Here is a 25,547-nt window from a genome sequence, read left to right on the forward strand (position 1 = left end):
TTTAGCATCATGCTTGAAGGTTTTAAGAAGTTCATCATGCGCGGCAATGTCATGGAGCTTGCCGTAGCCGTTATCATCGGCGGTGCTTTCACTGCCATCGTTACCGCATTCACCAAAGGCATTGTCGAGCCGGTTCTGGCTCTGTTCGGCGGTTCCCCCGAGTTCGGCCTGGGCTTCCACCTGCGCGAGGGCAACCCGGCTACCTTCGTTAACCTCGGTAGCATCCTGACCGCAATCGTCAACTTCCTGATCATCGCTGCCGTTATCTACTTCCTGATGATCATGCCGATGAACAAGCTGGCTGAGATGAACGCTCGCCGCAAGGGCATCGAGCCGGAGGAGGCCGCAGCTACCGAGACTGAGCTGCTGGCCGAGATCCGCGACCTGCTGGCAGAGCAGCGCGGCGGCAACGCAGAGCCGACCGGCAAGCACGCCCACTAGTCGCTTTTCTAACCCCAGTGGGGTGGGCGCTGCTCCTCTAGGTAGCGGCGTTCCCCCTCTTCGGAAGGGCAATCGTCACCCCACTCATCCTGCACAAGGTGTGAGTGGGGTTTCGTGTTTCCGGAGGCGATGGCGTCAATAAAAGAAGAGCCCGAATCCCCACCCTGGCCGACCTTGCCGAAGAACCTGCGGCGTGCGCGCATTTTAGGCTCGGTTATTCATATCGCCAACAACGTGGCGAACCAGCGGCCCCAGGGTGGCCATGCCATCGCGGATAGCACCGCGGGAACCAGCGATGTTGACGACCACGGTGGATCCGGAAACACCAGCTACGCCGCGGGACAGGCCCGCGTCGAGGGAATTGGCTGCCAGGCCAGAAGCCCGCAGAGCCTCGGCGATACCCGGCACCTTGCGATCCAGCTCTGCGCGGGTGGCCTCCGGGGTCTTATCGCGCGGTCCAGTGCCGGTGCCGCCGATGGTCACAACCAAGTCCGCGCCACCGACAACGGCGGTCTGAATCGCCTTGCGGATGGCAGACTTGCGGGACTCGACGCTCAGCACAGCGTCAACGATGAAGCCTTCTTCGTCCAGCAGCTCGGCTACCAGCTCACCGTTCTTGGCCTTCTCTTCGGGGAAGTCGGTGACCAGCACAACCATCGCGTGCACGGGCGGCTCGTCGGAAAGATTCGCGCGGGTGCGCTGTTCTGCGTCTAGGGAATGGAACAGCGCATCATCGGGCTCCGGGATCACTTCGGCCAGCCGTTCTACCTCGGCGTGGTCTACGGACTTCATGGCCGCAACCTCATTAAAGTCCGTGGACACGACTTCTGTCTTTCGAGCGACCACTTCGATCCTCCTGAAAAATAAGCGAACATAAATAAGATATCCCGTTCGGCAACGGCTGTACAGACGAACGGGAATGCAGTTTTACTCCGCCTTCGTCAGGGTCAGCTCGACCTCGCGTTCCTTACCGTCCGGACCATCCTTGACCTTGAGCTTGACCTTGTCCCCCACGGCGTGCGAGCGGATGGCGGCAATGAGGGCCACGCCGGAATCCACGCGACGCTCGTCGACATGAGTAACAACGTCCCCCTTCTTCAGACCGGCCTTGTCCGCTGGGCTGTCCTTGTTGACGTCCATGATGACTGCACCAGTCTCCGAGGAGCGGGTGTTGACCTGCGCACCGATGATGGGGTGCTCTGCCTTACCCTTTTCGATCAGCTGCTTCGAGATGCGCTCGGCCTGGTTGATCGGGATGGCAAAGCCCAGGCCGATGGAGCCAGCGGCCTCGCCACCACCAGTGGTGGCAATGACGGATGGGATGCCGATGAGCTTGCCATTCATGTCCACCAGCGCACCACCGGAATTACCGGGGTTGATGGAGGCATCTGTCTGGATAGCGTCGATGAGGGAGGCCTCGCCGCCACGCTCACCGGAAGCTTGCACAGGGCGGTTCTTTGCCGACACGATGCCGGTGGTGACGGTGGCCGAAAGCCCCAGCGGGGAACCGATTGCCATAACGTCCTCGCCAACGTTCACCGCGTCCGAATCGCCGAATTCGATTGGCTTGAGGTCGGTGACATCCTTCGCCTTGATAACGGCAATATCCGTCGGCGGGTCGGTTGCCACAACCTCCGCGTCGAGGGTGCGGCCATCGTTCAGGGAGACCTCTACCTTTGCGCGCCCGTCCCTGGCGGCATCGACGACGTGGTTATTCGTCAGAATCAGCCCATCGGAGGAGATGATCGAGCCGGAGCCCTCTTCACCACCGCGCTCCGTGGCGACCCTGATGGACACGACCGAGGGCAGAACCTTGTTCGCCGTATCGGTAGTACTGCCCGGCTTCACTGGGTTAGAGGCCTTGCCCTCCTTCGAGGAGGCATTGGTGTTGTTGGCATTGTCGAAGGAAGACGTCGCATTATTGCTAGACCTCTTGCTGTACACCGAGTCCATACCCACATAAGTGACGGCGGAGGCGACTACCGCGCCGACCAACAGCAATGCTGCCACGGCGGGGGTGGACCAACGCTTCTTCTCTCGGGGCTGGGGGACAAACTGATTCTCGGGCTGTGCGAGTGGATCGTTCGGCGCCGCCAGCGGGTCATACGGCTGCGCCGGCTGCTGCACTGCCGACTGCTGCCCCGTGTACAGGTTGCTCGGCTGGGCCGGCTGTCCTGGCTGGTCCGCCTGTCCTGGCTGCCGAACCGCCGGCCCCACGTGCGTCGCCGGGTTCTGCGGCGTACCTTGCTCACCATTCCAGTGCATATTCCGCCCTGGCTGCGGTCCAGCCTGTCCGTCAGGACCGACCTTCCCATTGGGTACTGACCATCCAGAGCCTCGGTAGCCGTTTTCTCCCCCACCAGAGAAGTTGGGCTCGCCGGGCATCCGCTGCCCGCCCCCTGGATTGTTATTACCCATTTGGTTGTCCTTTTCGTTCATGGCCACCAGTATGCCTGCTCTGTGTGTAATTCAGCGGTACGAACGCTGATGGTTCTCTGCTAGTTTAAGGAAATTTTTCTCTGCCACATCGCTAACCCGGTTGTCCGGGCAGCACTACTCGCATCAACGCACCACCGTCGTCGGACTCGTCGGCCACGATAACTCCGTGGTGCCGCTCGATAACCTGCTTCACGATGGCCAGGCCAAGCCCGGATCCGGGCATCGCCCGCGCCTTGATGGACCGGTAGAAGCGGTCAAACACTTTCTCTCTGTCCTCCTTGGGGATACCAGGTCCAGAGTCCGCCACTCGGATCTCCACCTCGCTTTCGCTGAAGTCCGCGGCGCCGGAGGCTGCGGCGTCACTGCCCTCACCTGCAATGGGCTGCATCCAGACACGCACCACGCCTCCCTCGGGCGACCACTTCGCCGCGTTATCCAGAAGGTTCAGCAAAGCGCGCGACAGGGCGAAAGAATCACCCCGCAGCTGCCAATCGATCAGGTGCGTGGTGAAGGTGACGTCGGGGCGCCGTCGCTGCACGCGCTCGATCCCCTGCGAGATGAGCTCGGAGATCTCCACGGTGCTCATGACCTCAGGGTTGGAGTCCTCGCGCGCAAGGTCGACAAGGTCGCCGATCAGCGAGCTCATCTCTTCGATCTGCGCGATCACGTCTCTTTCGAGGTCTTTGCGGTCTTCGTCGCTGATGCCGGGGCCACCTTCGCCCTTTCTTTGGGACGCCAACATCAGCAACTCGATGTTGGTCCGCAGCGAGGTCAGCGGCGTTTTGAGCTCGTGGGAAGCATCCGCGACGAGGTTCTTCTGTTTAATCTGCGCGTCCTGCAGCGCGTCCATCATGTTGTTGAAGGACTCGGTGAGGGAGCCCAACTCGTCGTGGGAGTACACAGGGATCTGGCGCAGCTCGCCGGTGCGCGAGACTTCATCGGCAGCGCGGCGGAGTCGAGTGATCGGCTGGATACCCGAGTTCGCCACCGCAATACCCGCGATGATGGAGGCCACGATTCCGGTGACCGCAATCAGGATCAACACCAACCACAACGACTCCAGCGTCTGGTTGGTGAAGGAGATGTCCAGGCGGAGCACAATCACGCGCCCGTCGAGGGCGGCAATGGTGAACGAGCGATGGTCGCCATCCGTCTGGAACACGTAGGGATCGTCGCCGACCAACACACTGATTTCGTCAGGGCTGAGGATGCCTTCGAACTTCTGCACATCAGCGCGGCGCCCTGCTTGTTCGGCGGGGACAATCAACACGCTCATGTTGTTGTCTGCGTCGAAGAAACGGGGGCGATAGTTTTCCCCTTGGCCGGTTTGGCTGGAGGGGAATTCGAAGCCGGAATCGATGTAAGCCTGAGCTTGCGTCTGCAGCGTCTTGTCCATCTCCTGCGACAGCACCTGCTTCACGGTGGTGTAGGAGGACAGGGTAATGATCGCAATACAGAGCATCACCACAATGGCAGTTAATCCTGCCAGGCGTACACGCAGAGACAGCCCGCGCAGGGAAAACTGCACGGACTGCATGAGGCGATCTCCCCTGCTTTCGCTTGGGTGATCGCCCTCGTCAGAGGCGGGGGACGCTAGTGCGGGTTCAACCACAACCGCACCTATGTCCTCCGGGAGTCTACGAAGGATCACGGGGCGGTCTCACGCAGCGCGTATCCCACTCCACGGACTGTGTGAATCAGACGAGTCTCACCGTTGGCCTCGGTCTTGCGGCGCAGGTAGCCAATGTAGACTTCCAGGGCATTGCCGGAGGTCGGGAAATCATAGCCCCAGACTTCTTCCAGAATGCTATTGCGGGAAAGCACCTTGCGCGGGTTGTTCATCAACAACTCCAGCAGCGCGAACTCGGTGCGGGTCAGGCTGATCTGGCGGTCTCCGCGATAGACGTCGCGAGTTTCCTGGTTCAGGGTCAGGTCCTCGAAGCGCAGCGGCTCGCTAGCTTCGCCCTCTTGGATTGCCGGGCGGGCGGCGCGGCGGAACAGCGATCGGGTTCGCGCCAGCAGCTCCTCCAGGGCGAAGGGCTTCGGCAGGTAGTCATCCGCGCCCGCATCGAGGCCGGCGACGCGCTCGGAGACCGAATCGCGGGCGGTAAGCAGCAGGATGGGCAGGTCATCACCGTGGCTGCGCAGCTCGCGGCACACGTCCAGCCCGTCCTTCTTCGGCATCATGACATCCAGGATGGCCAGGTCAGGCCTTTCCTCTGCGATGAGTTTCAGGGCTTCTTCACCATCGGTTGCCAGCACAACGGTGTAGCCATTGAAGATCAGGGAGCGGCGCAGGGATTCGCGCACAGCCTGATCGTCATCTACAACAAGAATCTTCATGCGCTCCATTGTGCCTACGAATTCCTCTCAATGCCCGTGCGCAACGACTTTTTTAAAGAAAGCACAGGTTTTCAGGCCTTTTCTGTGCATGCAAAATCCCCGCCACACGATGTGCGACGGGGATAACGCAATCAGTTGGAACTAGTCCAGGTCGATGAGGCCCAGCTGGGCGGCCTTCACCAGTCGGCGAGGAATCTGAACATCCTGGCCCTGGACCTTAACGTGCTGCAGAGCAACGTTATCGGCCTTCCACTGGGAACGGCGGGAGTGCGTGTTTGCACGGGACATACGGCGCTTCGGAACTGCCATTGTCGTCTACCTCCTTATTAAAGGTATGAAATTTGGTTTCTTGTGATCTGCTGTGGTGTGAAGAGGTCTTACTTCTTCTTGCGGCGGGTCATGTTGCCGTAGCGGCGCTGGAACTTCTCCACGCGGCCGGCGGTATCCATGACGCGCTGAGCGCCGGTCCAGAAGGGGTGGGACTCGCTGGTCACGTCAACGACGATGAGCGGGTACTCGTTGCCGTCTTCCCATTCAACGGTGCGGTCGGAGGTAGCGGTGGAGCGAGTGATGAACTGGTGGCCAGTGCTCGCATCCTTGAAGACTACGGGGTGGTAGTCAGGGTGGATATCCTTCTTCATGGTTTCCTTCTATTCCCTAGGAGTGTGTACAACAGGTCGGTCCTGCGCATCTCTTGCGCGGGTCGTGCCTGAGTCGGGTCATAAAAAGCAGCGCGCCTTCTTTATTGACGCCCCTTAGGCCACTCGTCTACCGAGCCCCACAAGGGCGCGACAAAGTTGGTCGCACGACGAGGAACTATGATAGCGAAAGGACAGGCCATTATTAAAATCGCGTTTCCCATGCTGGAACGGGGTGCAGTGGGGACCAAGGGGCGTCATAAACAGCGATTAGGTTATGGCGCCACGGTGCGGTAACGTTAGCTCCCGCTGTTGTCTATGTAAACGTCATCGCCGGACGGAAGCAGACTAGAAACAGCGTCCCACCACGTAGAATACATGGCCTGTCTAACCATGGGTTTTAGCTGTGCGCGGCGCTGCTATCTGTGCTCTCCGGCGGAAGGAGAAAACCCATGTCGGCATATTGCCAGGTCACGGGACGCAAGCCGGGTTTCGGCAAGTCTGTGTCCCACTCGCACCGCCGCACGAACCGTCGCTGGAACCCGAACATCCAGCGTCGTACGTTCTACCTGCCCTCTGAGGGCCGTTCCATCACGCTGAACGTGTCCACCAAGGGCCTGAAGACCATCGACCGTGACGGCATCGAGTCTGTCGTTGCCAAGATCCGAGCCCGTGGGGAGAAGATCTAACTATGGCACGTAACGATATCCGCCCAATCATCAAGCTGAAGTCTACGGCTGGCACCGGTTACACCTACGTCACCCGTAAGAACAAGCGCAATAACCCGGATCGCATCACTCTGAAGAAGTTCGATCCGATTGCCCGCAAGCACGTCGAATTCCGCGAGGAGCGATAATCTATGGCTAAGAAGTCCATGATCGCGAAGAACGAGCAGCGCAAGGAAATCGTCGCCCGCTACGCGGAGCGTCGCGCTGAGCTCAAGAAGATCATCAAGAACCCGAACAGCACCGACGAAGAGCGTCTGGATGCACAGTGGGAGCTGAACCGTCAGCCCCGCGACGCTTCCCCAGTGCGCGTCCGTAACCGCGATGCAGCCGATGGCCGCCCGCGCGGCTACCTGCGTAAGTTCGGCCTGTCCCGTGTACGTGTCCGCGAAATGGCTCACCGCGGTGAGCTGCCGGGCGTACGCAAGTCCAGCTGGTAAGGGGGAGCTTTAAAAATGAAGCGCACCAACATGAAGAAGGCGCGGATGGAACAGTCCCGCCGCCCGAAGAAGAACCCGCTCAAGGCCGAGGGCATTGAGACGGTTGACTACAAGAACTACGACCTGCTGCGTAAGTTCATCTCTGAGCGTGGCAAGATTCGTTCTCGCCGCGTGACAGGCCTGACCCCGCAGCAGCAGCGCCAGGTTGCCACCGCCGTGAAGAACGCGCGCGAGATGGCACTCCTGCCCTTCCACAGCCGCTAAATAGCCGTCCCCTTTGCAAAAAAGGGGATGCGCAGTGGCTGCGCAGCAGGGCTGCGCGCTTAAAGCGTCGCTGCCCGCAGACGTTTAACAGACACGATTAAAGACCCAACGCCCTTGTGCTCTAAAGTACGAGCCCGGCGGTGGGTCTTTTTCGTACCCTCCGCCAGCAAAGAAAAATGTCGGCTATGCTGGCACAGTAAACCAATTCGAGCACACTCGTGTACGTACTGAGAAACAGTGAGGATGTCTGCCGTTGAGCAACAACTACCCCAATAACTCCAACCCGAACGGCGATCTGCCGGGCTACAACGACTACGCCGGAGGCAACGCCGGCGAGTCGAATCCCTTCAATCAGGGAAATCCCTACGAGCAAGCCGGCTCCTATGATCAGAGTGTTGGCAACGGCTACGGCGGAAATAATTACGGCGCAGTAAATAACAATCAATACGGTGCCCCTGCCTTCCCTAACGCTCCGGCCTTCAACGATGCTCCGGGGAACGCCCCGCTTCTTGGCAATGGTCGTCCCGGCGCTTGGAAGCGTTTCCTGGGGCTATTCCTCGACAGCTTGCTGATTCTGATCCCTGCTATCATCTTGGTGTTTGTCATTGGCGGCCAGGACTTTATGGATTGGGTCGAGGCGAGTTCCTCAGCTAACCCCGGTGAAACGCCAAGCGTCCCCTACCCCACTGCAAAGATGGCAATCGCTAATGTGCTCACTGCAATCCTTTGGTTTGTTTACCGTGTCTTCATGGAGTCCAACAAGGGTGGCACTTTCGGCAAGATGGCTATCGGCGCCCGTGTGGTCTCTGCGAATGGTCAGAACATCACCCCAATTGACTCGATGAAGCGGAACTCCTGGTACTTCCTCGCTGTGATTTTCAACTTCATTCCTACTGTTGGCGCCTTCCTAATGCTCGCCGTCTACATCGCCGTCGGCGTTAGCATCGGTACCAATTCTCAGAAGCAGTCGTTCACCGACAAGCTTGCTAATGCCTACGTAGTGAACAAATAGCTCCTAGCCAGTTCACTCTCGTATCTAAAACGAATGTTCAACGTCCTCTCCGGCTTTGCCGTCGTTATCTTCGTCATAGCGATCGGCTTCGGAGTAGGGCGTTTTCGCCTTCTGGGGCCGAATGCAGTCTATTCCCTGAACATGTTCGTGTTCTGGATCGCGCTTCCCTGCACGTTGATCACGTTCATGGCCAAGACGGATATTGCCCAGCTCTTCGGTCCAAACCTACTTGTGGTGGCACTGTCCACCCTCACGACAGGCTTCTTGGCTTTCCTCGGCTACCGCTGGATCACCCGCCGCTCCACCGAGGATTCCATCATTGCGATGCTGGCGTGCACCTATTGCAACGGCTCCAACCTGGGAATCCCGCTGGCTGCGCACTTGATGGATGACCCCACCCTCACCCTCCCCGTCATCTTGTTCCAGGTCGGTTTCTACGGCCCGCTGAGCGTGCTGGCCCTAGACATGCGCACCGGCAAGCGCAACACGAACTTCGTGCGCTCTACCCTGCTGACGATCCTGAAGAACCCCCTGATCATCGGCGCCACCATCGGCATCGTCATCTCCCTGCTGCAGCACAACACAGGCTTCGTTCTGCCGTCACTCTTCGCGGATCCGTTGGGGATCATCGCGGACGCTACCGTCGGCTGCGCACTGATCGCCTTCGGCATGTCCATGGCCGAGGTGCGGGTGCTCCAGCCCGAGCTGTCGCCCCGTCGCTCGGTATGGGCAGCGTCGCTGATCAAAACCGTTGTCCACCCCGCTATCGCCGCGTTTTTTGGTGTTGTTCTTTTTGACGCCTCGTCTCAGCTGCTTTTGGCCATGGTGCTCCTGGCAGCCCTCCCGACTGGCCAGAACGTATTCACCTATGCCCAGCGTTTCGGTGTGAATAAAGTTCTAGCGCGAGACACCGCGGTGGTTTCCACGGGGCTCGCGCTACCGGTGATGGCGCTGATTATGGTGTTGGTCAGCTAAAACTCTGCCTCTCAGAGAACCTCATCGAGGGGCTTGCCAGCAAAGACAACCATCACTACGACGTACGTTATAAACATTAAACAGGTAACTACGGCACCAGCCAGAGCTAGGTTCCGCGCCGTATCTGACGCACTCTTCGCCCCGGCATAGTCCCCTTGTTCCCAGCGCCCCTCCACTAGGGAGGAGAAATAAATGCCCACTGCTGCCACGGGTGAGCAGCACATGATCGTGATCACAATAGTGGCCCAAAGCCAGTTGTCCGGTGCAGTGCGCCCCACACCTGGCTGGTATTCCTGCCCTAGCTGGGCGCCGTAACCGGCTGATTGGTTCGGATAACGATTCTGGTAGCTGCCATAACTCGGAGGCTGCGTTGGCTTCGGGTGCTGGTTGTTTCCAGGATTAGAGTTTTGGCTGTAGCCGCTGTTGTAGGGATAGCCCTGGCCTCCCTGCAGCCCGAAGGGATCCTCATTGGAGGGAGTCTGGTCATAGGGATTGGTCATGTGGATCCTTTGCGAGGCCGTGCTGCGAAATATGCCCCAAAAGTATCAGAGGAATGCAAGAAAGTGTTGCAACGCCGATTGCGAGATCGACTGCAAGGTCGACTGCAAAGGGGAATCTATACGCGTAGTTCCAGAAACGGCGGGAACGGCAGGATGCGCGCAACGAACCACAAGCCGATCACTATGCCCACTACCAGCGGCGCATGCCGGAAGTGTTCCCAGTTAGGGATTCGCTTCCCCCACGATCGCGCGGTCCACACCAGCCAACTCCAGGCCAGCAATACGAGCCCGAGGATCCCAACCGTGTTGTAGTGCAGTGCTGCGCCGAAGTCCCCCTGGACCAGAGCTTGGATCATGCGCATCGATCCGCAGCCGGGGCAGTTAATGCCAAGCAGTGCCTTCGTGGGGCATACCGGGATTACCCCGCCCGGGGTCTGCGGATCGGCTGCGGCGATGGCGCAGCACGTGCACACGGCTGCTGCCCCGACAGCCAGCGGCAGCAGCTTGGCACAAGCCCCTGTGCGGAGACTTAGCGCCACAGCAGCAGCGCGTCACCCTGACCGCCACCGCCACACAGGGAGACAGCAGCCTTGCCGGCACCTCGGCGCTTCAGCTCGTGTGCCGCGTGTACCACCAGGCGGGCACCGGAGGCTCCAATCGGGTGGCCCAGGGAAATGCCGCCGCCGTGGATGTTGGTCTTCTCCAGCGGGTAGTCCAGGTCCTTGATGGACTGTGCGACGACGGAGGCGAAAGCCTCGTTGATCTCCAGGAAGTCCAGGTCGCCAGCCTCCCAGCCTGCCTTCTTCAGCGCCGCGGCGGTGGCCTGCGACGGCTGAGAGTGCAGCTTGGTATCCGGGCCAGCGGTCTGACCGTACTCGCCCAGAGTGGCCAGAATCTCCAGGCCCTTGGCCTCAGCGTTCTCGCGGGTGGTCAGCACCACCGCTGCCGCACCGTCGGAGATCTGGGAGGAAGAGGCGGCGGTGATGGTGCCGTCCTTCACGAAGGCCGGCCGCAGCTTAGCCAGCCCCTCGGTGGTGGTGCCGGGGCGGATGCCCTCGTCAGCGGAGACGGTCACGGTCTCCTTGCGGCCCTTGACCTCGATCGGCACGATCTCGTCGTTGAAGATGCCCTCGTTGGTCGCAGCCTCGGCCAGCTGGTGGGAACGGGCTGCGATCTCGTCCTGCTCCTCGCGGGTAATGCCGCGCTCGGCGTTACCCTCGTCAGTCTCCAGGCCCATGGCGGTGCCCTCGTTCGGATCGGACAGGCCGTCGCGCTCCAGGGAATCCTGCAGCGCCAGGGAACCGTAGCCCTTGCCCGCGCGCACGCCCGCCGCGATGTGCGGGGCGTTCGTCATGGATTCCTGACCACCGGCGACAACGATGCTGGCATCGCCCAGGCGGATCAGGCGAGAGGCGTTAATCACGGCATCCAGGCCGGATAGGCACACCTTGTTCACGGTCATGGCGGGCACATTCATCGGGATGCCTGCGGCTACAGCGGACTGCTTCGCGGGGTTCTGTCCGGAGCCCGCCTGCACGACCTGGCCCATCAGCACGTAATCCACCTCGTTCGCCGCCACACCCGCGCGCTCCAGAACGGCCTTGATGGTCTCTGCGCCCAGATCGACCGCGCTCTTCTTCGCCAGCGCGCCGAGCATACGTCCCTGCGGGGTGCGTGCTGCGCCTACAACAACAATGTCCTTCGGGTCTTCCTGCAAGGTCATCTGATTATTCCTAACTTTCGAAACTAGTGGCGTCATCGCTTAAAAAAGCCTGCGTCGTGCCCTCAAGTATGGCACGAACGATGCTTCAGCGAAGCCGATTGAATGCTCTTACCCCAGCGCCGTTGTGTACGGTACCGCGGTCTTTTCTTCTACCTCTTCTGTGGTGACGCCCGGTGCCAGCTCCACCAACTTCAACCCATCCTCGTCACGGTCGAAAACGGCAAGATCCGTGATGATCCGATCGACCACGCCGAGGCCGGTTGTGGGGAGGGTGAGCTCCTCGATGAGCTTCGGCTCCCCGGTTTTGGTGGTGTGATCCATGAGGACGATAACGCGGCGCGCGCCGACAACCAGATCCATGGCGCCACCCATGCCCTTGACCATCTTGCCGGGCACCATCCAGTTGGCGATGTCACCGCGAGCGTTGACCTCCATGGCACCGAGGATGGCGACGTCGATCTTTCCCGCGCGGATCATGCCGAAGCTAACGGCGGAATCGAAGTAACTGGTGCCGGGAAGTGCCGTGACGGTTTCCTTGCCCGCGTTGATGAGGTCCGGGTCGGCATGGCCCGCTTCCGGGTAGGGGCCGATACCGAGCATGCCGTTTTCCGATTGCAGGGACACGGTCACACCCTCCGGCACGTAGTTCGGCACGAGGGTGGGCATGCCAATACCGAGGTTGACGTACTGGCCGTCTTCGAGTTCCTGCGCGGCGCGAGCAGCCATTTCTTGTCGGGTCCAGCCGGTCATCGCACGGTCTCCTTTTCGATCATCTTGTCGGCAGCCTGTTCCGGGGAGAGTTCCACGATTCGGTGGACGAAAACACCCGGCAGGTGAATATCGTCCGGGTCCAGCTGGCCGACCTCCACGACCTTTTCTGCCTCGACAATGCAGATCTTGCCGCTCATAGCAGCCAGAGGGTTGAAGTTGCGGGCGGTCTTGGCGAAGCGCAGGTTGCCATCCTTATCGGCAATAGCGGCGCGCACCAGGCCAAAGTCGGCGCGGATGGCGGTTTCCAGCACATAGTCCTCGCCGTCGATGGTGCGGGTTTCCTTCGCCGGGGAAGCGACCTCTACCTTCGTTTTATCGCTCTGGTCGTACTTCCAGGGCATGCCGCCGTCGGCCACGAGAGTGCCCACGCCGGTGCGGGTGAAGAACGCACCGATGCCGGAGCCTCCGGCGCGCAGCCGTTCAGCCAGGGTGCCTTGTGGAGTGAGTTCGACCTCCAGCTCGCCGTCTAGGTATTGGCGGGCGAACTCCTTGTTCTCCCCCACATAGCTGGCCACGATGCGGCGAAGCTGGTGATTGGCCAGTAGTAGGCCCAGGCCCCGGCCATCCAGGCCTGCGTTGTTGCTAACGGCTTCTAGGTCTTTGATCTGCGTGCGGCTGAGCTCTTCGAGCAAGACCTGCGGGATGCCACACACCCCGAACCCTCCGACGGCCAGGGTGGCGCCGTCTTTAATGTCAGCGATTGCCTCCGCGGCAGTGCGTAGTTTTGAATGATGTGGCGCTGTAATACTCACGGTTGCTTCCTTTCTATCTGAATCTGTTTGAGCTCTGTTTGGGGGGTGAGTGGTTGCCTACTTTTGGTAGATCCCGAGCAGCTCCACGGCCTGTTCACGCAGCTCAACCTTGCGCACCTTGCCCGACAGCGTCATGGGGAAGGAATCCACGCACTGGACGTACTTCGGGATCTTGTGGCGGGTCAGCTCCCCGTTGCAGAATTCCCGGACTGCCGGCTGATCCAATGGGGCGGTGTCTTCGCGCATAATGATGAAGGCCATCAGCTCCTCGCCGTACTTCTCGTCCGGCACACCCACGACCTGCACGTCGGAGATATCGGGGTGCGTCATGAGGAACTCTTCGATCTCGCGCGGGTAGAGGTTCTCCCCTCCGCGGATCACCATGTCCTTGGCGCGGCCGGTAATGCGGGCATAGCCTTCCTCGTCCATCGTTCCTAGGTCGCCGGAGTGCATCCAGCCGTCCTCGTCGATGGCGTCCGCGGTCTTACCCGGCATATCCCAGTAGCCCTGCATCACCAGGAATCCGCGGATCAGGATCTCGCCCTGCTCGCCACGCTTAACCGTCTCGCCGGTCTCCGGGTCGACGATCTTCACCTCGATGTGTGGGTTCGGGCGGCCGACGGTGCCCACTCGCTTCTCGATCGGATCGTCCACCAGGGTCTGGTGGTTCACCGGCGAGGTCTCCGTCATGCCGTAGGCAATGGTGATCTCGTTGATGTTCATGATGTCCATCACCTGCCGCATCGTGCGGGTGGGGCAGGCAGTGCCGGACATAATGCCAGTGCGCAGGCTGGACAGGTCATAGGTCTTGCCCTTGGCCTTGGCATGCTCTATCTCATCCAGTTCCGCCATGAACATCGTCGGCACACCGAACAGGCTGGTGGCCTTGCCGTGCTCCACCGCTTCCAGCACGGATTGCGGGTTGAACACGGGGCCCGCGATGATGGTCGTTGCGCCGTGGGTGATGGCGCCCAGATTGCCCATCACCATGCCGAAGCAGTGGAAGAAGGGAACGGGGATCACGACCTTGTCCTGGTCGGTGTACTGCAGGGTCTCCCCCACCAGGTAGCCGTTGTTCAGGATGTTGCGGTGGGTCAGCGTCGCGCCCTTCGCCATGCCCGTGGTACCGGAGGTGTACTGGATGTTGATGGGATCGTCCGGGTGCAGCTGCTCGCGCACCGGATTCAGGTCGAGGATGGCGTGGTTGGCTAGCTCATCCCAGCGCTCGGAGCCGAAGAAGATCGTCTCCTTGTAGTTGTGGCGGCTGAACTGGCTTTCCGCCGCATCGATCATCGCGCGGTAATTAGATTCCTTGAAGCGGCCCGCGGAAAACAGCCCCTTCACGCCCGACTGCCCCATGGCGTAGACAAGCTCTTTGTGCCGGTAGGAGGGGTTGATGCAGACCAGGATCGCACCGATCTCGGCAGTGGCAAACTGCACCAGAGTCCACTCCCAGCGGTTCGGCGCCCAGATTCCGATACGGTCGCCCTTTCGGTAGCCGGCAGCGTGCAGCCCAGAGGCCAGGCGCTGCACCTTGCGGTAGAACTCCGTGTACGTCAGGTGGACATCGCCATAGAAGTCGATGACCGCGTCATGCTCCGGGTATTCGGCCACAATGCGGGCGAGGCACTGGCCGATGGTCTCGTCCAGCAGTTCCACGTCGGTGCGACCGACCTGGTGGGACAAAGTGGGGTCAAGGTCCGCCGGGTCGGAGAGCACGATCGGGCGGTCGTTACGAGTCGGGGTAGTCATTGGGCATCAACCTTTGTTTTGAAGGACTGTGTCCTGTGAAGAACTGTGTTTAAGGGATTAAGGGACTGTGAGGGAAGAAGCGAGCAGGTAAAGCAAGGTATTTAGCGGATTCTGGCGGCAATCACTTCGGCCTGGCGCAGCAGTGGTGCGTCGATCATCTGGCCATCCAAGGCGAAAGCCCCGGAGTTCTCGGCGGCGCCTTCGATCACCCGGCGCGCCCAGGTGGCTTGCTCCTCTGTGGGCGCATAGGCCTCTCGGATGGCGGGCACCAGCCCCGGGTGGATGGACACAGTGGCGGCGAAACCACTGGCCGCGGCGTCGACCGCCTCCGCCCTGGTACCCTCGATATCCTTCGTGTCTGCGTGAATGGAATCCAGCGCCACGATGCCCGCAGCTGCAGCGTGCATCAGCACCATCGCGCGGGTCAGCCGAGGCACTTCGCGGTAACCGCCCGGGTGACCAGAAGGGCCACCGCCTGGTGTGGGAACTTCGTCCGCTCCGTAGCGCGAGCTGGTTCCCCCAACCGCAGCGGTGAGGTCTTCTGCTCCCCAGAACAGGGCAACGACCTGCGGGTCTGCGGCAATCTCGGCGAGGTTCACCACTCCCCGGGGAGTTTCGATCAGGGCGATAGCGCGGAAGTCAGCTGGAAGTGCCGGGCGGTTGGAATAGGCGTCAGTAAAAGAGACAGCGCTTTCGACCTTCGGCACCATGACGGTCCTCAACGGCGAGTCCACGACGGCGGCGATATCCGCGGCGAAATCGGAGGAATCGACTGCGTTAATGCGCACGATCGTCCGCTCCGGATCCAGGTCCGCGTTGATGACGTTCTGCCTGGCCTCGGCGCGATTCTCGGCGCGGCAGCCGTCCTCCAGGTCAAGGATGACCATGTCGGAACGTTCGGCGGCCTTGGAGAAGCGCTCGGGGCGATCGGCGGGGGCGAACAGCAGCGCGGGGCCTTTCGGCAGCCAAGGGGTGTTAGACATCGCCGCCCCCTTCCGGCGCGCACTGCATCAGCGTCTTGCGCGTGGCCTTACACACGATGGTGCCGTCTTGGTTACGCCCGATGTGCTCCAACTCCACGATGCCCTGCCCCGGCCGCGACTTCGACAGCCGCTTGCCCACGCAGCGCGTTTCGGCGTATAGGGTATCGCCGTGGAACATGGGCGCGGGGAAGGAAATCTCGCTGAACCCCAGGTTGGCCACGATGGTGCCGAGGGAAAGCTGGCTCACGGACAGCCCCACCACCGTCGACAGCGTGAACATGGAGTTCACCAGTCGCTCGCCGCGGAAGCCATCCTGAGTGGCAGCCCAGGCCGCATCGATGTGCAGCGGCTGGGTGTTCATGGTCATGGTTGTGAACAGCGTGTTGTCCGCCTCGGTGACGGTGCGCCCGGGCTGGTGCCGGTACACCACGCCCTCCGTGAACTCCTCGAACCACAGGCCGCGCTGCACAACTTCTTTTTCTGCGCTCATTGTCGCTGGTCTCCTTTTTTCTTATGCCCTTTTTCTTTGTGACGCCTCGTCGGTATCCAAGCGCTGAGGTGCTCCGCCCGACCTACACGCCGAGGGCGCGGGCGATGAGCATCTGCTGCACCTCAGTGGTGCCCTCGCCGATCTCCAGGATCTTGGAATCGCGGTAGTGACGGGCGACTCGGTATTCGTTCATAAAGCCGTAGCCGCCGTGGATCTGCGTGGCATCGCGGGCGTTATCCATAGCCGCCTCGGAGGCGACCATCTTGGCGATGGAGGCTTCCTTGCTGAAGTTCAGCCCCGCGGCCATCTTCGCCGCGGCGGCATACCAGGCTTGGCGGGCAGTCCAGGCGCGCGCCTCCATACGGGCGATCTTGAAGCTGATGGCCTGGTATTCGGAAATCGGCTTGCCGAAGCTGGTGCGCTCCTTGGCGTAGCGCACGCACTCGTCGACGCAGCCCTGGGCGGCACCCGTAGCCAGCGCGGCGATGGCGATGCGGCCTTCTTCGAGGATGGACAGGAAGTAGGCGAAGCCGCGGCCGCGCTCGCCGACCAGGTTCTCCTCGGGCACGCGGACGTTGTCGAAGGTCAGCGGGTGGGTGTCGGAGGCGTTCCAGCCGACCTTGTTGTAGGAGGGCTCGGCCGTGAAGCCGGGTGTGCCGGTGGGCACGATGATGGCGGAGATTTCCTTCTTCCCGTTTTCCCGCTGGCCGGTGACGGCGGTGGCGGTGACCAGGGAGGTGATGTCCGTGCCGGAGTTGGTGATGAACTGCTTGGAGCCGTTGATGACCCACTCGCCGCCGTCGAGCTTGGCGGTGGTCTTGGTGCCACCAGCATCCGATCCGGCCTCGGGCTCGGTCAGGCCGAAGCCCGCCAGGTTCTTGCCCGCCACCAGGTTGGGTAGGTAGGTCTGCTTCTGTTCATCGCTGCCGAAGCGGTAAATCGGCATGATGCCCAGCGAGACTCCAGCTTCCAGGGTGATGGCGACGGACTGGTCCACGCGGGCGAGCTCTTCCAGGGCCACGCCGAGGGCCATGTAGTCGCCGCCCATGCCGCCGTATTCCTCGGAGATCGGCAGGCCGAACAGCCCCATCTCTCCCATCTGACGGACCACGTCGTAGGGGAAGGTGTGCTCGCGGTCGTGCTGGGCGGCGACGGGGTCGACGACGGTGTTGGCGAAGTCCTCAACGCTGGCGCGCAGCTCGTGCAGCTCGTCGGACAGGTAGGGGTTGCGGTTCTTGGTGCTCTGACTCATGGTTTTGGTTCTCTTTTCTGGGTTAGGTTTCTGGGTTAGGGAGATGTGTGTGAAGTGAAGGGTTTAGCTGTCGGCTGTATCTGCACTGTCGGCCGCGATGACCTCCGCCAGGACTTCTCCGGTGCCGACTTTCTGGCCGACGGAAACGCTGATCTTGACCTGCCCGTCGCGGGTGGCCACCAGGGTGTGCTCCATCTTCATGGCCTCGATCACCACCACAGGTTGGCCTTCGGTGACGTCTTGGCCGTCGGCAACTTCCACTGCAATGACGGTCCCCGGCATGGGGCTCAGAATGTCCGGTGAGTCCTCCGCACTGGCCTCCGCGTCGTTCGCAGTGCCGGAGAACACCTCCACCACATGCGTGCCGTGCGGGCCGGTGATGCTACCGCTGGCAGTGGCGCTCCATCTTTCAGCCGGGGCGCCGTCGATGGAGAGTCGCCATTCGGTGGCGCTTGCCTGTGGGTTCGCTACCATCTGGATGCGTCTGGCCACAGACTGCACCGACGCTTCCTCGTCGTCACCACTGGTCAGTGGCGTGAGCTGTACATTCCACGCACCATCCTGATACTCCGCACGAGCCTCCACCGGCGCAGTCACGCCACCCGGGTCGGCCAGCACCAGTCGCAGGGGTGCGCGCTGCCCCGCGCCGCGCCAACCGTCCCGGGCGGTCCACGTGCTGCCCAGCGGGGTTGCGGAAGTCTTTGTTTCTGACGCCCCTTCGTCCCCGCCACCCAGCGCCCCAGCCAGGTACAGCACTGCGACGGCGAAGGTATCCGCGGGGATCTCGCGGGGCTGGAATTCTTCGACGATGGAGTCGAGCAGACCGGTGTGTAGATCCCCTGCGATAACCTCCGGGCGGGTGACCAGGAAGCGGTTGAAGTCGATGTTGGTGGTCAGTCCCTCGATGCGCGTGTGGGACAGCGCCTGATCCAGGCGCTGTAAGGCCTCCTCGCGCGTGTCGGCGTGGGCGATGATCTTCGCCAGCATGGGGTCGTAGTCGGAGCTGACCTCTTGGCCCTCCACCACGCCGGCGTCCACACGAATCCCTTCCCCGCGCGGCCAGGAAAGACCCGTGATCAGACCACCGGTGGGCAGGAATCCGGCGGCGGCATCTTCGGCGTAGACGCGCGCCTCCACTGAGTGTCCGTTGAGGCGAACGTCGTCCTGCGTGATCGGCAGGGCCTCGCCGCGAGACACGCGGATTTGCCACTCCACCAGGTCGCGGCCGGTAACCATCTCGGTGACTGGGTGCTCGACCTGCAGTCGGGTGTTCATCTCCATAAAGAAGAAGTGCTCGGGCTGCTTCGCGGAGACGATGAACTCCACGGTGCCCGCACCGCAGTAGCCGCAGGCGCGAGCTGCGTCGCAGGCGGCCTCGCCGATCTCCTGCCTAGTCTGCTCGTCCAACAGAGCGGACGGAGCTTCCTCGATGACCTTTTGGTGGCGGCGCTGCAGCGAACATTCGCGCTCGCCCAGGTGGATAACGTTGCCGTGCGAGTCGGCGACGATCTGCACCTCAATGTGCCGGGGCGTATCCACGAAGTGCTCCAGGAACAGCGTGTCGTCGCCGAAGGAGCTGGCTGCCTCGCGGCGGGCCGACACCAGCGCGCTGGCCAGCTTCTCTGGCTCCTCCACCAGGTGCATTCCCTTGCCGCCACCGCCTGCGGACGGCTTAATCAGCACCGGGTAGCCCACGGACTCGGATGCGTCGATGATCTCCTGGTCCGTCAAGTTCGGCCGGGAGATTCCGGGGACGGTGGGCACGTCGCGGGACTCCACGGTCGCACGCGCGGTGATCTTGTCACCCATCCTCTCGATCGCGCTCGCGGGTGGGCCGATAAAGATGATCCCCTCGTCCTCGCAGCGCTTGGCGAAGGTCGCGTTTTCCGAGAGGAATCCGTAGCCCGGGTGGATGGCGCCGGCGCCGGTCGCCTTGGCGGCGTCAATAACCTTATCGATGTTGAGGTAAGACTCGGCAGCTGCGGCGGGGCCTAGACACACGGCCTTATCGGCGGCGTGCACATGCGGCGCGGCGGAATCCGCTTCGGAGTAAACGGCCACGGCCTTAAGCCCCATGCGGTGTACGGTGCGGATAACGCGGAGGGCGATCTCGCCGCGGTTGGCGACCAGCACCGTATCGAACGGGCCGGTGAGGGCGTTTGTGTCACTCACGTCAGTTTCTCTTTCTTGTGGTGCGTACGTCGTCGGACTAGAGCTGAGACTGGGCTGGACTACATGCGGAATACGCCGAAGCCGGTTTCCTCGCGCGGAGCCTGGGCGCAGATGTCGAGCGCCATCGCGAGGGTGCGACGGGTATCGGCCGGGTCGATCACTCCGTCGTCCCACAGGCGGGCGGTGGAATACCAGCAGGTGGATTTCTCATCGAACATCTCGCGGATGGGGGCTTCGAATGCCTCTTGTTCCTCGGTCGACCACTCCCCGCCGCGGCGTTCGATCTGGGCGCGTCGGACGGTGGACAGCGTCATGGCTGCCTGGGGTCCGCCCATCACGGCGATGCGCGCGTTCGGCCACATCCATAGGAAGCGCGGCGAATAAGCCCGCCCGCACATGGAATAGTTGCCGGCACCGAAGGCCGCGCCCGTAACCACCGTCAGCTTGGGCACCGATGCGGTGGCCACCGCGTTCACCATCTTCGCCCCGTGCTTCGCGATGCCACCTTCTTCGTATTGACGCCCCACCATGAAACCGGTGGTGTTCTGCAGAAAGATGATGGGGATGTTGCGCTGCTCGCAGAGTTCGATGAAGTGTGCGCCCTTCATGGCAGCTTCGGCAAAGATAATGCCGTTGTTGGCAATCACTCCGACCTGGTGGCCTTCCAACCGGGCAAAGGTAGTGATGATGCTGTTGCCGTATTCGCTCTTAAACTCCGACAGGCTGCCCTCGTCGCAGAGGGTTTCGATGACCTCGTGCGCGTCGTAGGGAATCTTCGGGTCGGTCGGAACGATGTCGTAGAGATCCTCCTGGGGGCGTGGCGCGGGAACCGGGGTGCTGCGCTTCCAGGGGGTGGGCTTGGGCTCCGGCAGGGTCTCTACGATGCCCCGCATGATCCGCAGAGCATCCTCGTCGTCGGCGGCCAGGTGGTCCGTTACACCGGAAATGCGGGAGTGCATCGCGCCACCGCCGAGCTCCTCGGGGGTCACGTCCTCGCCGGTGGCGGCCTTCACCAGCGGTGGGCCAGCCAGGAAGATGGTGCCCTGGTTTTCCACGATGATGGTTTCGTCACTCATAGCGGGAACGTAGGCGCCGCCGGCGGTGCAGGAGCCCATCACTGCTGATAGCTGCGGGATGCCCTTGGCCGACAGGTTCGCCTGGTTAAAGAAAATGCGGCCGAAGTGGTTGCGGTCCGGGAACACATCATCCTGCTGCAGCAGCATCGCTCCGCCAGAATCGACCAGGTAGATGCACGGCAGGTGGTTTTGCTCGGCAATCTCCTGGGCGCGGAGGTGCTTCTTCACCGTCATGGGATAGTAGGTGCCGCCGGAGACGGTGGCGTCATTAGCAGCGATCAAGCACAGCCGACCGTGAACGAGCCCGACCCCGGCGATGATTCCGGCCGCCGGTGCCTTGCCGTCGTACATGTCCTCGGCGGCAAGGGGCGCGATTTCCAGGAATGGGCTGCCGTGATCCAGCAGTAGGCGGATGCGCTCGCGCGGTAGCAGCTTGCCCCGGTCAGTGTGCCGCTTGCGGGCTTTCTCTCCGCCGCCGTCCTGAGCGCGGGTGAGGCGCTCGCGTAGTTCCTGGACGAGCTCGCGGTGGCTCGGTATGCCGCGCGGCTCGGCAGAGTCTGTCGCTCGGGGGGTTGCGGTTTCCACGTGTGCAGCTCCTTGAGTGTGGCGAGGGAGCGGGGCGTTCGTCGCCCTCCACTCCTACATTTCAGTTACAGACGATTAACTAACCTGTAACGCACACTGTATGTGAGCTAGAACACTTTTGCTAGTGAATTTAAAAAGTTTCTCCCTTAAAACCACCCCCGAAAGTGGTGGGTTCCCCAGCACTACCCCAGCCCCACCGCCGCGCGCGCCGCGGCCAACGTCTGGCGCCGTACCAATGCCGTGGACGCCCACCCCCGGGTCAGCTCCGACGAGTTAATCATTCCGACCAGCAGCTGGGCGGTAATCCTCCCAGCCTCCCCCTTGTAGCGGGGATCCATCTGCGCCAGCGACTCCGCCAATAGCTTGAGGTAGCGCCCCTGCACTGAGCGCACGCGCCCGCGCCCCTCCTCCCCCATGCGGAACAATTCGCGGTTATGCAGGCGAATTAACTCTGGGCGGGACAGCGCAAAGTCCACCTGAAAATCAATCAATACGGCCAATCGCTCGCGCGGATCCACCAACCCCTCGACGATCCCCTGCGCTTCAGAGAGCATGTATTCCGAGATTCCGGTCATCAGCTCGGTGAGGATTTCCCCTTTCCCGGAGAAGTGCCGATAGACCCCCGGGCCAGATATCCCCACAGCTTCCCCGACCTCTTCCAGGCGCGTGCCGTGGAACCCTTTGTCCGCCATGATCGACGCAGCGGCGCGCAGGAGTTCCACCCGGCGCTGTTCCTTTGCCGCCGCCCGCGGAGATAACCCCTCGGTGTTGGGGTCGTCTAGATATTGAGAGCTCATAGCTCACACACTACTGGTTATCCGCCACTAACCGACAGACAGTGCCCGTACTACCCGCAATCCACTCAGCAAGCGGCCGCGGGCAGGCTGCCCACCTTCCCCTTGAGGAACTCCGCAGCCGCCGTCAGCTCCGCCTGTGCCGACTCATAGCTACCATCCGGGCTTTCCACGGCGATGGCCACGGCCACATAGCCACCAGCGCCCTCCGACTTGGGGATCAGCCCGAACTGCCGCACCCCATAGGCGCCATCGGCGCCGGGACCCCAGCCGCCCTTAAAGATGGCGCCCGGGATCGTGCCCAGGCCGTAGCCCCCGCCGTTGGTCACATTGCCCATGGCCTTAACCACCGGCTCTGCCCCCTTGATACACCGCAAGTGCGAGGCAAAATCGGCCTGCGCGGACAACGACCATTCGCTCTGACCAAAAGAACTAAAACCCGGCCGCACCGGCTGCGTTTCCACACGCGCAGTGCTGCCGCCTTCCGAAATCACCGCACCCGTGGCCTCTGCCGCCTGCTGCGGCGAACCGAGAGAGGACCACAGCGTCTCCGCCGCCGCATTATCCGAATTCTGAATCGCCTGGGCCACCGTCGCGCCCATCCCCGGATCATTGCGCAAAGCCGCAATCGCAATCGGCACCTTCATAGTTGACCACGGCGCAACCGCGGTCTGCCCCGGTCCCTTCATTCCGGCCACGGCTATCGTCGCGCTGCCGTCGTAGTGCAGCTCCACGTCGGTTCTCTCCTGCGGCTTCTCTGGCTTGTGCGGTTTCTTTGTGGGGGACGCCCCCAGTGTCGGCCGCGGAGGGTGCCCAGCGGTGGACGCGTCCTGCTTGTCTGAGGTGGTCGCTGCGGACGACGTGGCGTCCTCCCCATCCACATCACCAATCGTGCAACCGGCAGCAGTCGCACCGACAGCGACGAGCAGCGCCGCGACAAGCGAGCGACGGGTCTTAAGCGATGTAGACAATGGCATTGTTGCCCCCAGTGCAGGTGACATACTGGCCGTTATCCTTGCACTTCATCGTGTAAGTCTGACCCGTCACCGACGAGTGAGCCTTCACCGTACCTTCGGTTTCATCCGTGTCCAGGTAGTGGGTAACAAATGCGTCGCGAACCGCGCGGGCGAAAGGCTTCGACGTGATGTCGCTACCGGTGTAGACGTTGTTGAAGTCGCCGGCGGGCTTGTTTTGCTCGGCGGACTGGTTGGCGGGGACTGCCCCGGAGGGCAGCTTCGGGCGGGCGGGGCGGGAATCCTCTGCGTCATCCTCGTCCTTGCCGTCCTCGTCCCGGCCTGCGGACTCTTCGCTGTCCTGACCGTCGGAATCCGACTCTTCGCCCTGCGCGGCATCGTCCCCCTCGTCGTCACCGCTGGAGCTACCGCCGTCGGCTTCCTGCGACTGGGAAGCGCCCCCGCCGGTGCCGCCGTTGTCGTTGCGGTTGCCGATCCAGCCTAGGTAGTAGGCCGCACCCAGGATCAGCGCAATAGCCAAGATCGCGGCCAGAATGATGCCCATGATCGGCTTGAACTTGCTGTCCCCGTCAGAGCCCTCGTAGTTGTACGGGGGATTCTGCGGGGGCTGTTGCGAGTACTGCTGCGGGGTCTGCTGCGAGAACTGGGGCTGCGGAGAGTTCTGCCACTGCTGCCACTGATTCTGCTCCGGCGCATTCGCATTGTGCCGATACTGCGGTGGTTCCGGCTGGTTCGAATTGCTGCCGATGCCAGGGTTAGTGGGGTGTTCGTTAGACATTGGTGGGGGAACTCCTGCGCGTGGGGGTGTGTTTTTCTAGTGCGCGAAGTGGCGCTCGCCGGTCAGGTACATGGTGACGCCCGCCTTCTCCGCCGCCTCGATGACCTCCGCATCGCGGACCGAGCCACCGGGCTGCACGACGGCGCGGACACCAGCGGCAGCCAGCACCTCAAAACCGTCGGCGAAGGGGAAGAAAGCGTCCGAGGCTGCAACTGCACCCTCAGCGCGCTTTTCGTCACCAGCCAGGGAGTTTGCGCGCTCTACCGCCAACTTGGCAGCGTCCACGCGGTTGACCTGTCCCATGCCCACGCCCACGGTGGCGTCATCCTTCGCCAGCAAGATAGCGTTCGACTTCACCGCGCGCACGGTACGCCAAGCGAATTCCAGTTCGCGGAGGGTGGCCTCGTCGACAGCCTCGCCGGCCGCCAGGGTCCAATTCTGCGGGTCGTCACCCTTCGCGTTGATGGCATCGGCCTGCTGCACCAGCAGGCCGCCGGAAATCTCGCGCCCCTGCAGCTCCGGCTCCTCGCTCGGGGCCTCGGCCTGCAGGATGCGGATGTTCTTCTTCTGCGACAAGATCTCCACAGCACCGTCCTCGTAGCCCGGCGCGATGATGACCTCGGTGAACACCTCGGCGACCTGCTCGGCCATCTCTACGCTGACCTCGCGGTTCACGGCGATCACGCCACCGAAGGCGGACATCGGGTCACAGGCGTGAGCCTTCTTGTGCGCATCGGCAATGGACACGTCGGATACCGCAATGCCACACGGGTTGGCGTGCTTGATGATGGCCACGGTCGGGCGCTTGTGGTCCCACGCAGCACGCCAGGCAGCGTCCGCGTCGGTGTAGTTGTTGTAGCTCATCTCCTTGCCATGGAACTGCTTGGCACCGGCCAGGCCAGTTCCATTGGAGTACAGCGCGGCAGCCTGGTGCGGGTTCTCGCCGTAACGCAGCACGTTGGCGCGCTCGTAGGAGGCGCCGATCCACTCGGGGAAGTGCACAGCCTCTGCACCTTCGGCGCACTCTGCGCTCTCTGCGACCTGCTCCCCCATCCACGTCGCTACAGCAACGTCATAGGCGGCGGTGTGGCGGAAAGCGTCTACAGCCAGCTCAGTGCGCTGTGCACGGGTGAACCCACCGGCACCGGCAGCGGCAACCACATCCTCATAGCGGTTGGGATCCACAACAACGGCCACCGACGGGTGGTTCTTCGCCGCTGCGCGCACCATGGACGGCCCACCGATATCGATCTGCTCTACACACGCATCGAAGTCTGCGCCGGAAGCCACGGTCTGGGTGAACGGGTACAGGTTCACAACGACCAGTTGGAAGGCCTCGATGTCCAGATCCTCCAACTGCTTTAGGTGGTCGTCCTTGCGGGTATCGGCCAGGATGCCAGCGTGGACGCGGGGGTGCAGGGTCTTCACGCGCCCCTCCAGCACCTCCGGGAATCCGGTCAGCGCCTCAACCTCGGTGACCGGCACCCCGGCCTCCGCGATCTTCTTTGCGGTAGAGCCGGTAGACACGATGTCTACGCCCTGCGCGTGCAGTCCCTTCGCCAGGTCCTCCAGACCAGTCTTGTCGTACACGCTGATCAGTGCGCGGCGGATTGCCTTCTTGTCTGCACCGTTGGTTGCTGTGCTGCCATCACTCATTGTTTTGGATCC

General features: G+C 62.1%; 29 protein-coding genes. 7 read left to right on the forward strand and 22 right to left on the reverse strand.

The features are described from left to right. The first annotated feature begins 9 nt into the window (after positions 1-9). The gene (mscL, locus tag L8U58_RS01380; protein WP_034967429.1) at positions 10-441 is read left to right on the forward strand and encodes a large conductance mechanosensitive channel protein MscL; all 432 of its coding nucleotides are present in this window, start codon (positions 10-12) and stop codon (positions 439-441) included. Positions 442-449: 8 nt separating this feature from the next. Here the strand turns inward: mscL and L8U58_RS01385 are convergent, their stop codons facing one another. From L8U58_RS01385 to L8U58_RS01415, 7 genes are all read right to left on the reverse strand, one after another. Next, the gene (locus tag L8U58_RS01385; RefSeq protein WP_034975399.1) at positions 450-644 is read right to left on the reverse strand and encodes a hypothetical protein; all 195 of its coding nucleotides are present in this window, start codon (positions 642-644) and stop codon (positions 450-452) included. A gap of 1 nt (position 645) precedes the next feature. Beyond that, positions 646-1,233: a MogA/MoaB family molybdenum cofactor biosynthesis protein gene (locus L8U58_RS01390; RefSeq protein ID WP_051873983.1), complete on the reverse strand. Its 588-nt coding sequence runs from the start codon at positions 1,231-1,233 to the stop codon at positions 646-648. 135 nt (positions 1,234-1,368) lie between these two features. Continuing rightward, entirely contained in the window at positions 1,369-2,859 is a 1,491-nt protein-coding gene (locus L8U58_RS01395; RefSeq protein WP_269954527.1) for a S1C family serine protease, read from the reverse strand. Between the two features lie 112 nt (positions 2,860-2,971). Beyond that, entirely contained in the window at positions 2,972-4,531 is a 1,560-nt protein-coding gene (locus tag L8U58_RS01400; protein WP_420839813.1) for a sensor histidine kinase, read from the reverse strand. Further along, a complete protein-coding gene (locus L8U58_RS01405) occupies positions 4,528-5,223 on the reverse strand; it encodes a response regulator transcription factor (RefSeq protein WP_034972554.1) in 696 nt (231 codons plus the stop codon). The genes L8U58_RS01400 and L8U58_RS01405 overlap by 4 nt, the downstream gene beginning before the upstream one ends. Positions 5,224-5,364: 141 nt before the next feature. Next, positions 5,365-5,532, reverse strand: a complete 168-nt coding sequence (rpmF, locus tag L8U58_RS01410; RefSeq protein WP_011273951.1) for a 50S ribosomal protein L32 — start codon at positions 5,530-5,532, stop codon at positions 5,365-5,367. A gap of 68 nt (positions 5,533-5,600) precedes the next feature. Next, entirely contained in the window at positions 5,601-5,864 is a 264-nt protein-coding gene (locus L8U58_RS01415) for a type B 50S ribosomal protein L31 (RefSeq protein ID WP_005293662.1), read from the reverse strand. 449 nt (positions 5,865-6,313) lie between these two features. Here L8U58_RS01415 and rpmB point away from each other — a divergent pair, with 449 nt between their 5' ends. The 6 genes from rpmB (at position 6,314) to L8U58_RS01445 (ending at position 9,277) form a co-directional block, all read left to right on the forward strand. Continuing rightward, complete coding sequence (rpmB, locus tag L8U58_RS01420; protein ID WP_034967450.1) at positions 6,314-6,550, forward strand: 50S ribosomal protein L28; 237 nt, start codon at positions 6,314-6,316, stop codon at positions 6,548-6,550. Between the two features lie 2 nt (positions 6,551-6,552). Next, positions 6,553-6,717, forward strand: a complete 165-nt coding sequence (rpmG, locus tag L8U58_RS01425; RefSeq protein WP_005279910.1) for a 50S ribosomal protein L33 — start codon at positions 6,553-6,555, stop codon at positions 6,715-6,717. 3 nt (positions 6,718-6,720) lie between these two features. Continuing rightward, positions 6,721-7,026 carry a 30S ribosomal protein S14 gene (gene rpsN / locus L8U58_RS01430; RefSeq protein ID WP_034967453.1) on the forward strand — a complete coding sequence of 102 codons (306 nt, stop codon included), beginning with the start codon at positions 6,721-6,723 and terminating at the stop codon, positions 7,024-7,026. 15 nt (positions 7,027-7,041) lie between these two features. Further along, positions 7,042-7,290: a 30S ribosomal protein S18 gene (rpsR, locus tag L8U58_RS01435; RefSeq protein ID WP_005293672.1), complete on the forward strand. Its 249-nt coding sequence runs from the start codon at positions 7,042-7,044 to the stop codon at positions 7,288-7,290. 253 nt (positions 7,291-7,543) lie between these two features. Beyond that, on the forward strand, positions 7,544-8,302 hold the full coding sequence (locus tag L8U58_RS01440) for an RDD family protein (RefSeq protein WP_230580674.1): 759 nt from the start codon (positions 7,544-7,546) through the stop codon (positions 8,300-8,302). A 33-nt stretch (positions 8,303-8,335) separates the two neighbouring features. Further along, a complete protein-coding gene (locus L8U58_RS01445; protein WP_269954529.1) occupies positions 8,336-9,277 on the forward strand; it encodes an AEC family transporter in 942 nt (313 codons plus the stop codon). Positions 9,278-9,288: 11 nt separating this feature from the next. Here the strand turns inward: L8U58_RS01445 and L8U58_RS01450 are convergent, their stop codons facing one another. The 15 genes from L8U58_RS01450 to purH form a co-directional block, all read right to left on the reverse strand. Beyond that, on the reverse strand, positions 9,289-9,777 hold the full coding sequence (locus L8U58_RS01450; RefSeq protein WP_187402175.1) for a CD225/dispanin family protein: 489 nt from the start codon (positions 9,775-9,777) through the stop codon (positions 9,289-9,291). Between the two features lie 116 nt (positions 9,778-9,893). Continuing rightward, positions 9,894-10,316, reverse strand: coding sequence for a DUF2752 domain-containing protein (locus tag L8U58_RS01455; RefSeq protein ID WP_269954530.1), 423 nt, complete (start codon positions 10,314-10,316; stop codon positions 9,894-9,896). Continuing rightward, positions 10,307-11,500 carry an acetyl-CoA C-acetyltransferase gene (locus L8U58_RS01460; RefSeq protein WP_034994286.1) on the reverse strand — a complete coding sequence of 398 codons (1,194 nt, stop codon included), beginning with the start codon at positions 11,498-11,500 and terminating at the stop codon, positions 10,307-10,309. Before L8U58_RS01460 ends, L8U58_RS01455 begins: the two co-directional genes overlap by 10 nt. A 108-nt stretch (positions 11,501-11,608) precedes the next feature. After that, on the reverse strand, positions 11,609-12,250 hold the full coding sequence (locus L8U58_RS01465) for a CoA transferase subunit B (RefSeq protein WP_034967475.1): 642 nt from the start codon (positions 12,248-12,250) through the stop codon (positions 11,609-11,611). Continuing rightward, complete coding sequence (locus L8U58_RS01470) at positions 12,247-13,023, reverse strand: CoA transferase subunit A (protein WP_269954531.1); 777 nt, start codon at positions 13,021-13,023, stop codon at positions 12,247-12,249. The genes L8U58_RS01465 and L8U58_RS01470 overlap by 4 nt, the downstream gene beginning before the upstream one ends. Positions 13,024-13,080: 57 nt before the next feature. Next, positions 13,081-14,775 carry an AMP-binding protein gene (locus L8U58_RS01475; RefSeq protein WP_034972304.1) on the reverse strand — a complete coding sequence of 565 codons (1,695 nt, stop codon included), beginning with the start codon at positions 14,773-14,775 and terminating at the stop codon, positions 13,081-13,083. 101 nt (positions 14,776-14,876) lie between these two features. Further along, entirely contained in the window at positions 14,877-15,758 is an 882-nt protein-coding gene (locus L8U58_RS01480; protein ID WP_034972305.1) for an HpcH/HpaI aldolase/citrate lyase family protein, read from the reverse strand. Continuing rightward, the gene (locus L8U58_RS01485) at positions 15,751-16,248 is read right to left on the reverse strand and encodes a MaoC family dehydratase (RefSeq protein ID WP_034967489.1); all 498 of its coding nucleotides are present in this window, start codon (positions 16,246-16,248) and stop codon (positions 15,751-15,753) included. The genes L8U58_RS01480 and L8U58_RS01485 overlap by 8 nt, the downstream gene beginning before the upstream one ends. A gap of 82 nt (positions 16,249-16,330) precedes the next feature. After that, entirely contained in the window at positions 16,331-17,500 is a 1,170-nt protein-coding gene (locus L8U58_RS01490) for an acyl-CoA dehydrogenase family protein (RefSeq protein ID WP_070552013.1), read from the reverse strand. 63 nt (positions 17,501-17,563) lie between these two features. Further along, complete coding sequence (locus tag L8U58_RS01495) at positions 17,564-19,672, reverse strand: acetyl/propionyl/methylcrotonyl-CoA carboxylase subunit alpha (protein ID WP_269954532.1); 2,109 nt, start codon at positions 19,670-19,672, stop codon at positions 17,564-17,566. Between the two features lie 59 nt (positions 19,673-19,731). After that, positions 19,732-21,333, reverse strand: coding sequence for an acyl-CoA carboxylase subunit beta (locus L8U58_RS01500; protein ID WP_269954533.1), 1,602 nt, complete (start codon positions 21,331-21,333; stop codon positions 19,732-19,734). Between the two features lie 182 nt (positions 21,334-21,515). After that, positions 21,516-22,130, reverse strand: coding sequence for a TetR/AcrR family transcriptional regulator (locus tag L8U58_RS01505; RefSeq protein WP_034979480.1), 615 nt, complete (start codon positions 22,128-22,130; stop codon positions 21,516-21,518). Positions 22,131-22,195: 65 nt separating this feature from the next. After that, positions 22,196-23,128 (reverse strand): hypothetical protein, encoded by a 933-nt coding sequence (locus tag L8U58_RS01510; RefSeq protein ID WP_237744551.1) that lies wholly within the window; start codon positions 23,126-23,128, stop codon positions 22,196-22,198. Further along, positions 23,082-23,879 (reverse strand): hypothetical protein, encoded by a 798-nt coding sequence (locus tag L8U58_RS01515; protein ID WP_034972309.1) that lies wholly within the window; start codon positions 23,877-23,879, stop codon positions 23,082-23,084. The genes L8U58_RS01510 and L8U58_RS01515 overlap by 47 nt, the downstream gene beginning before the upstream one ends. Positions 23,880-23,915: 36 nt before the next feature. Then, positions 23,916-25,535: a bifunctional phosphoribosylaminoimidazolecarboxamide formyltransferase/IMP cyclohydrolase gene (gene purH / locus L8U58_RS01520; protein WP_034976699.1), complete on the reverse strand. Its 1,620-nt coding sequence runs from the start codon at positions 25,533-25,535 to the stop codon at positions 23,916-23,918. Between the last annotated feature and the right edge of the window lie 12 nt (positions 25,536-25,547).

The organism is Corynebacterium macclintockiae (assembly GCF_027570165.1).
Taxonomy (GTDB): Bacteria; Actinomycetota; Actinomycetes; order Mycobacteriales; family Mycobacteriaceae; genus Corynebacterium; species Corynebacterium macclintockiae.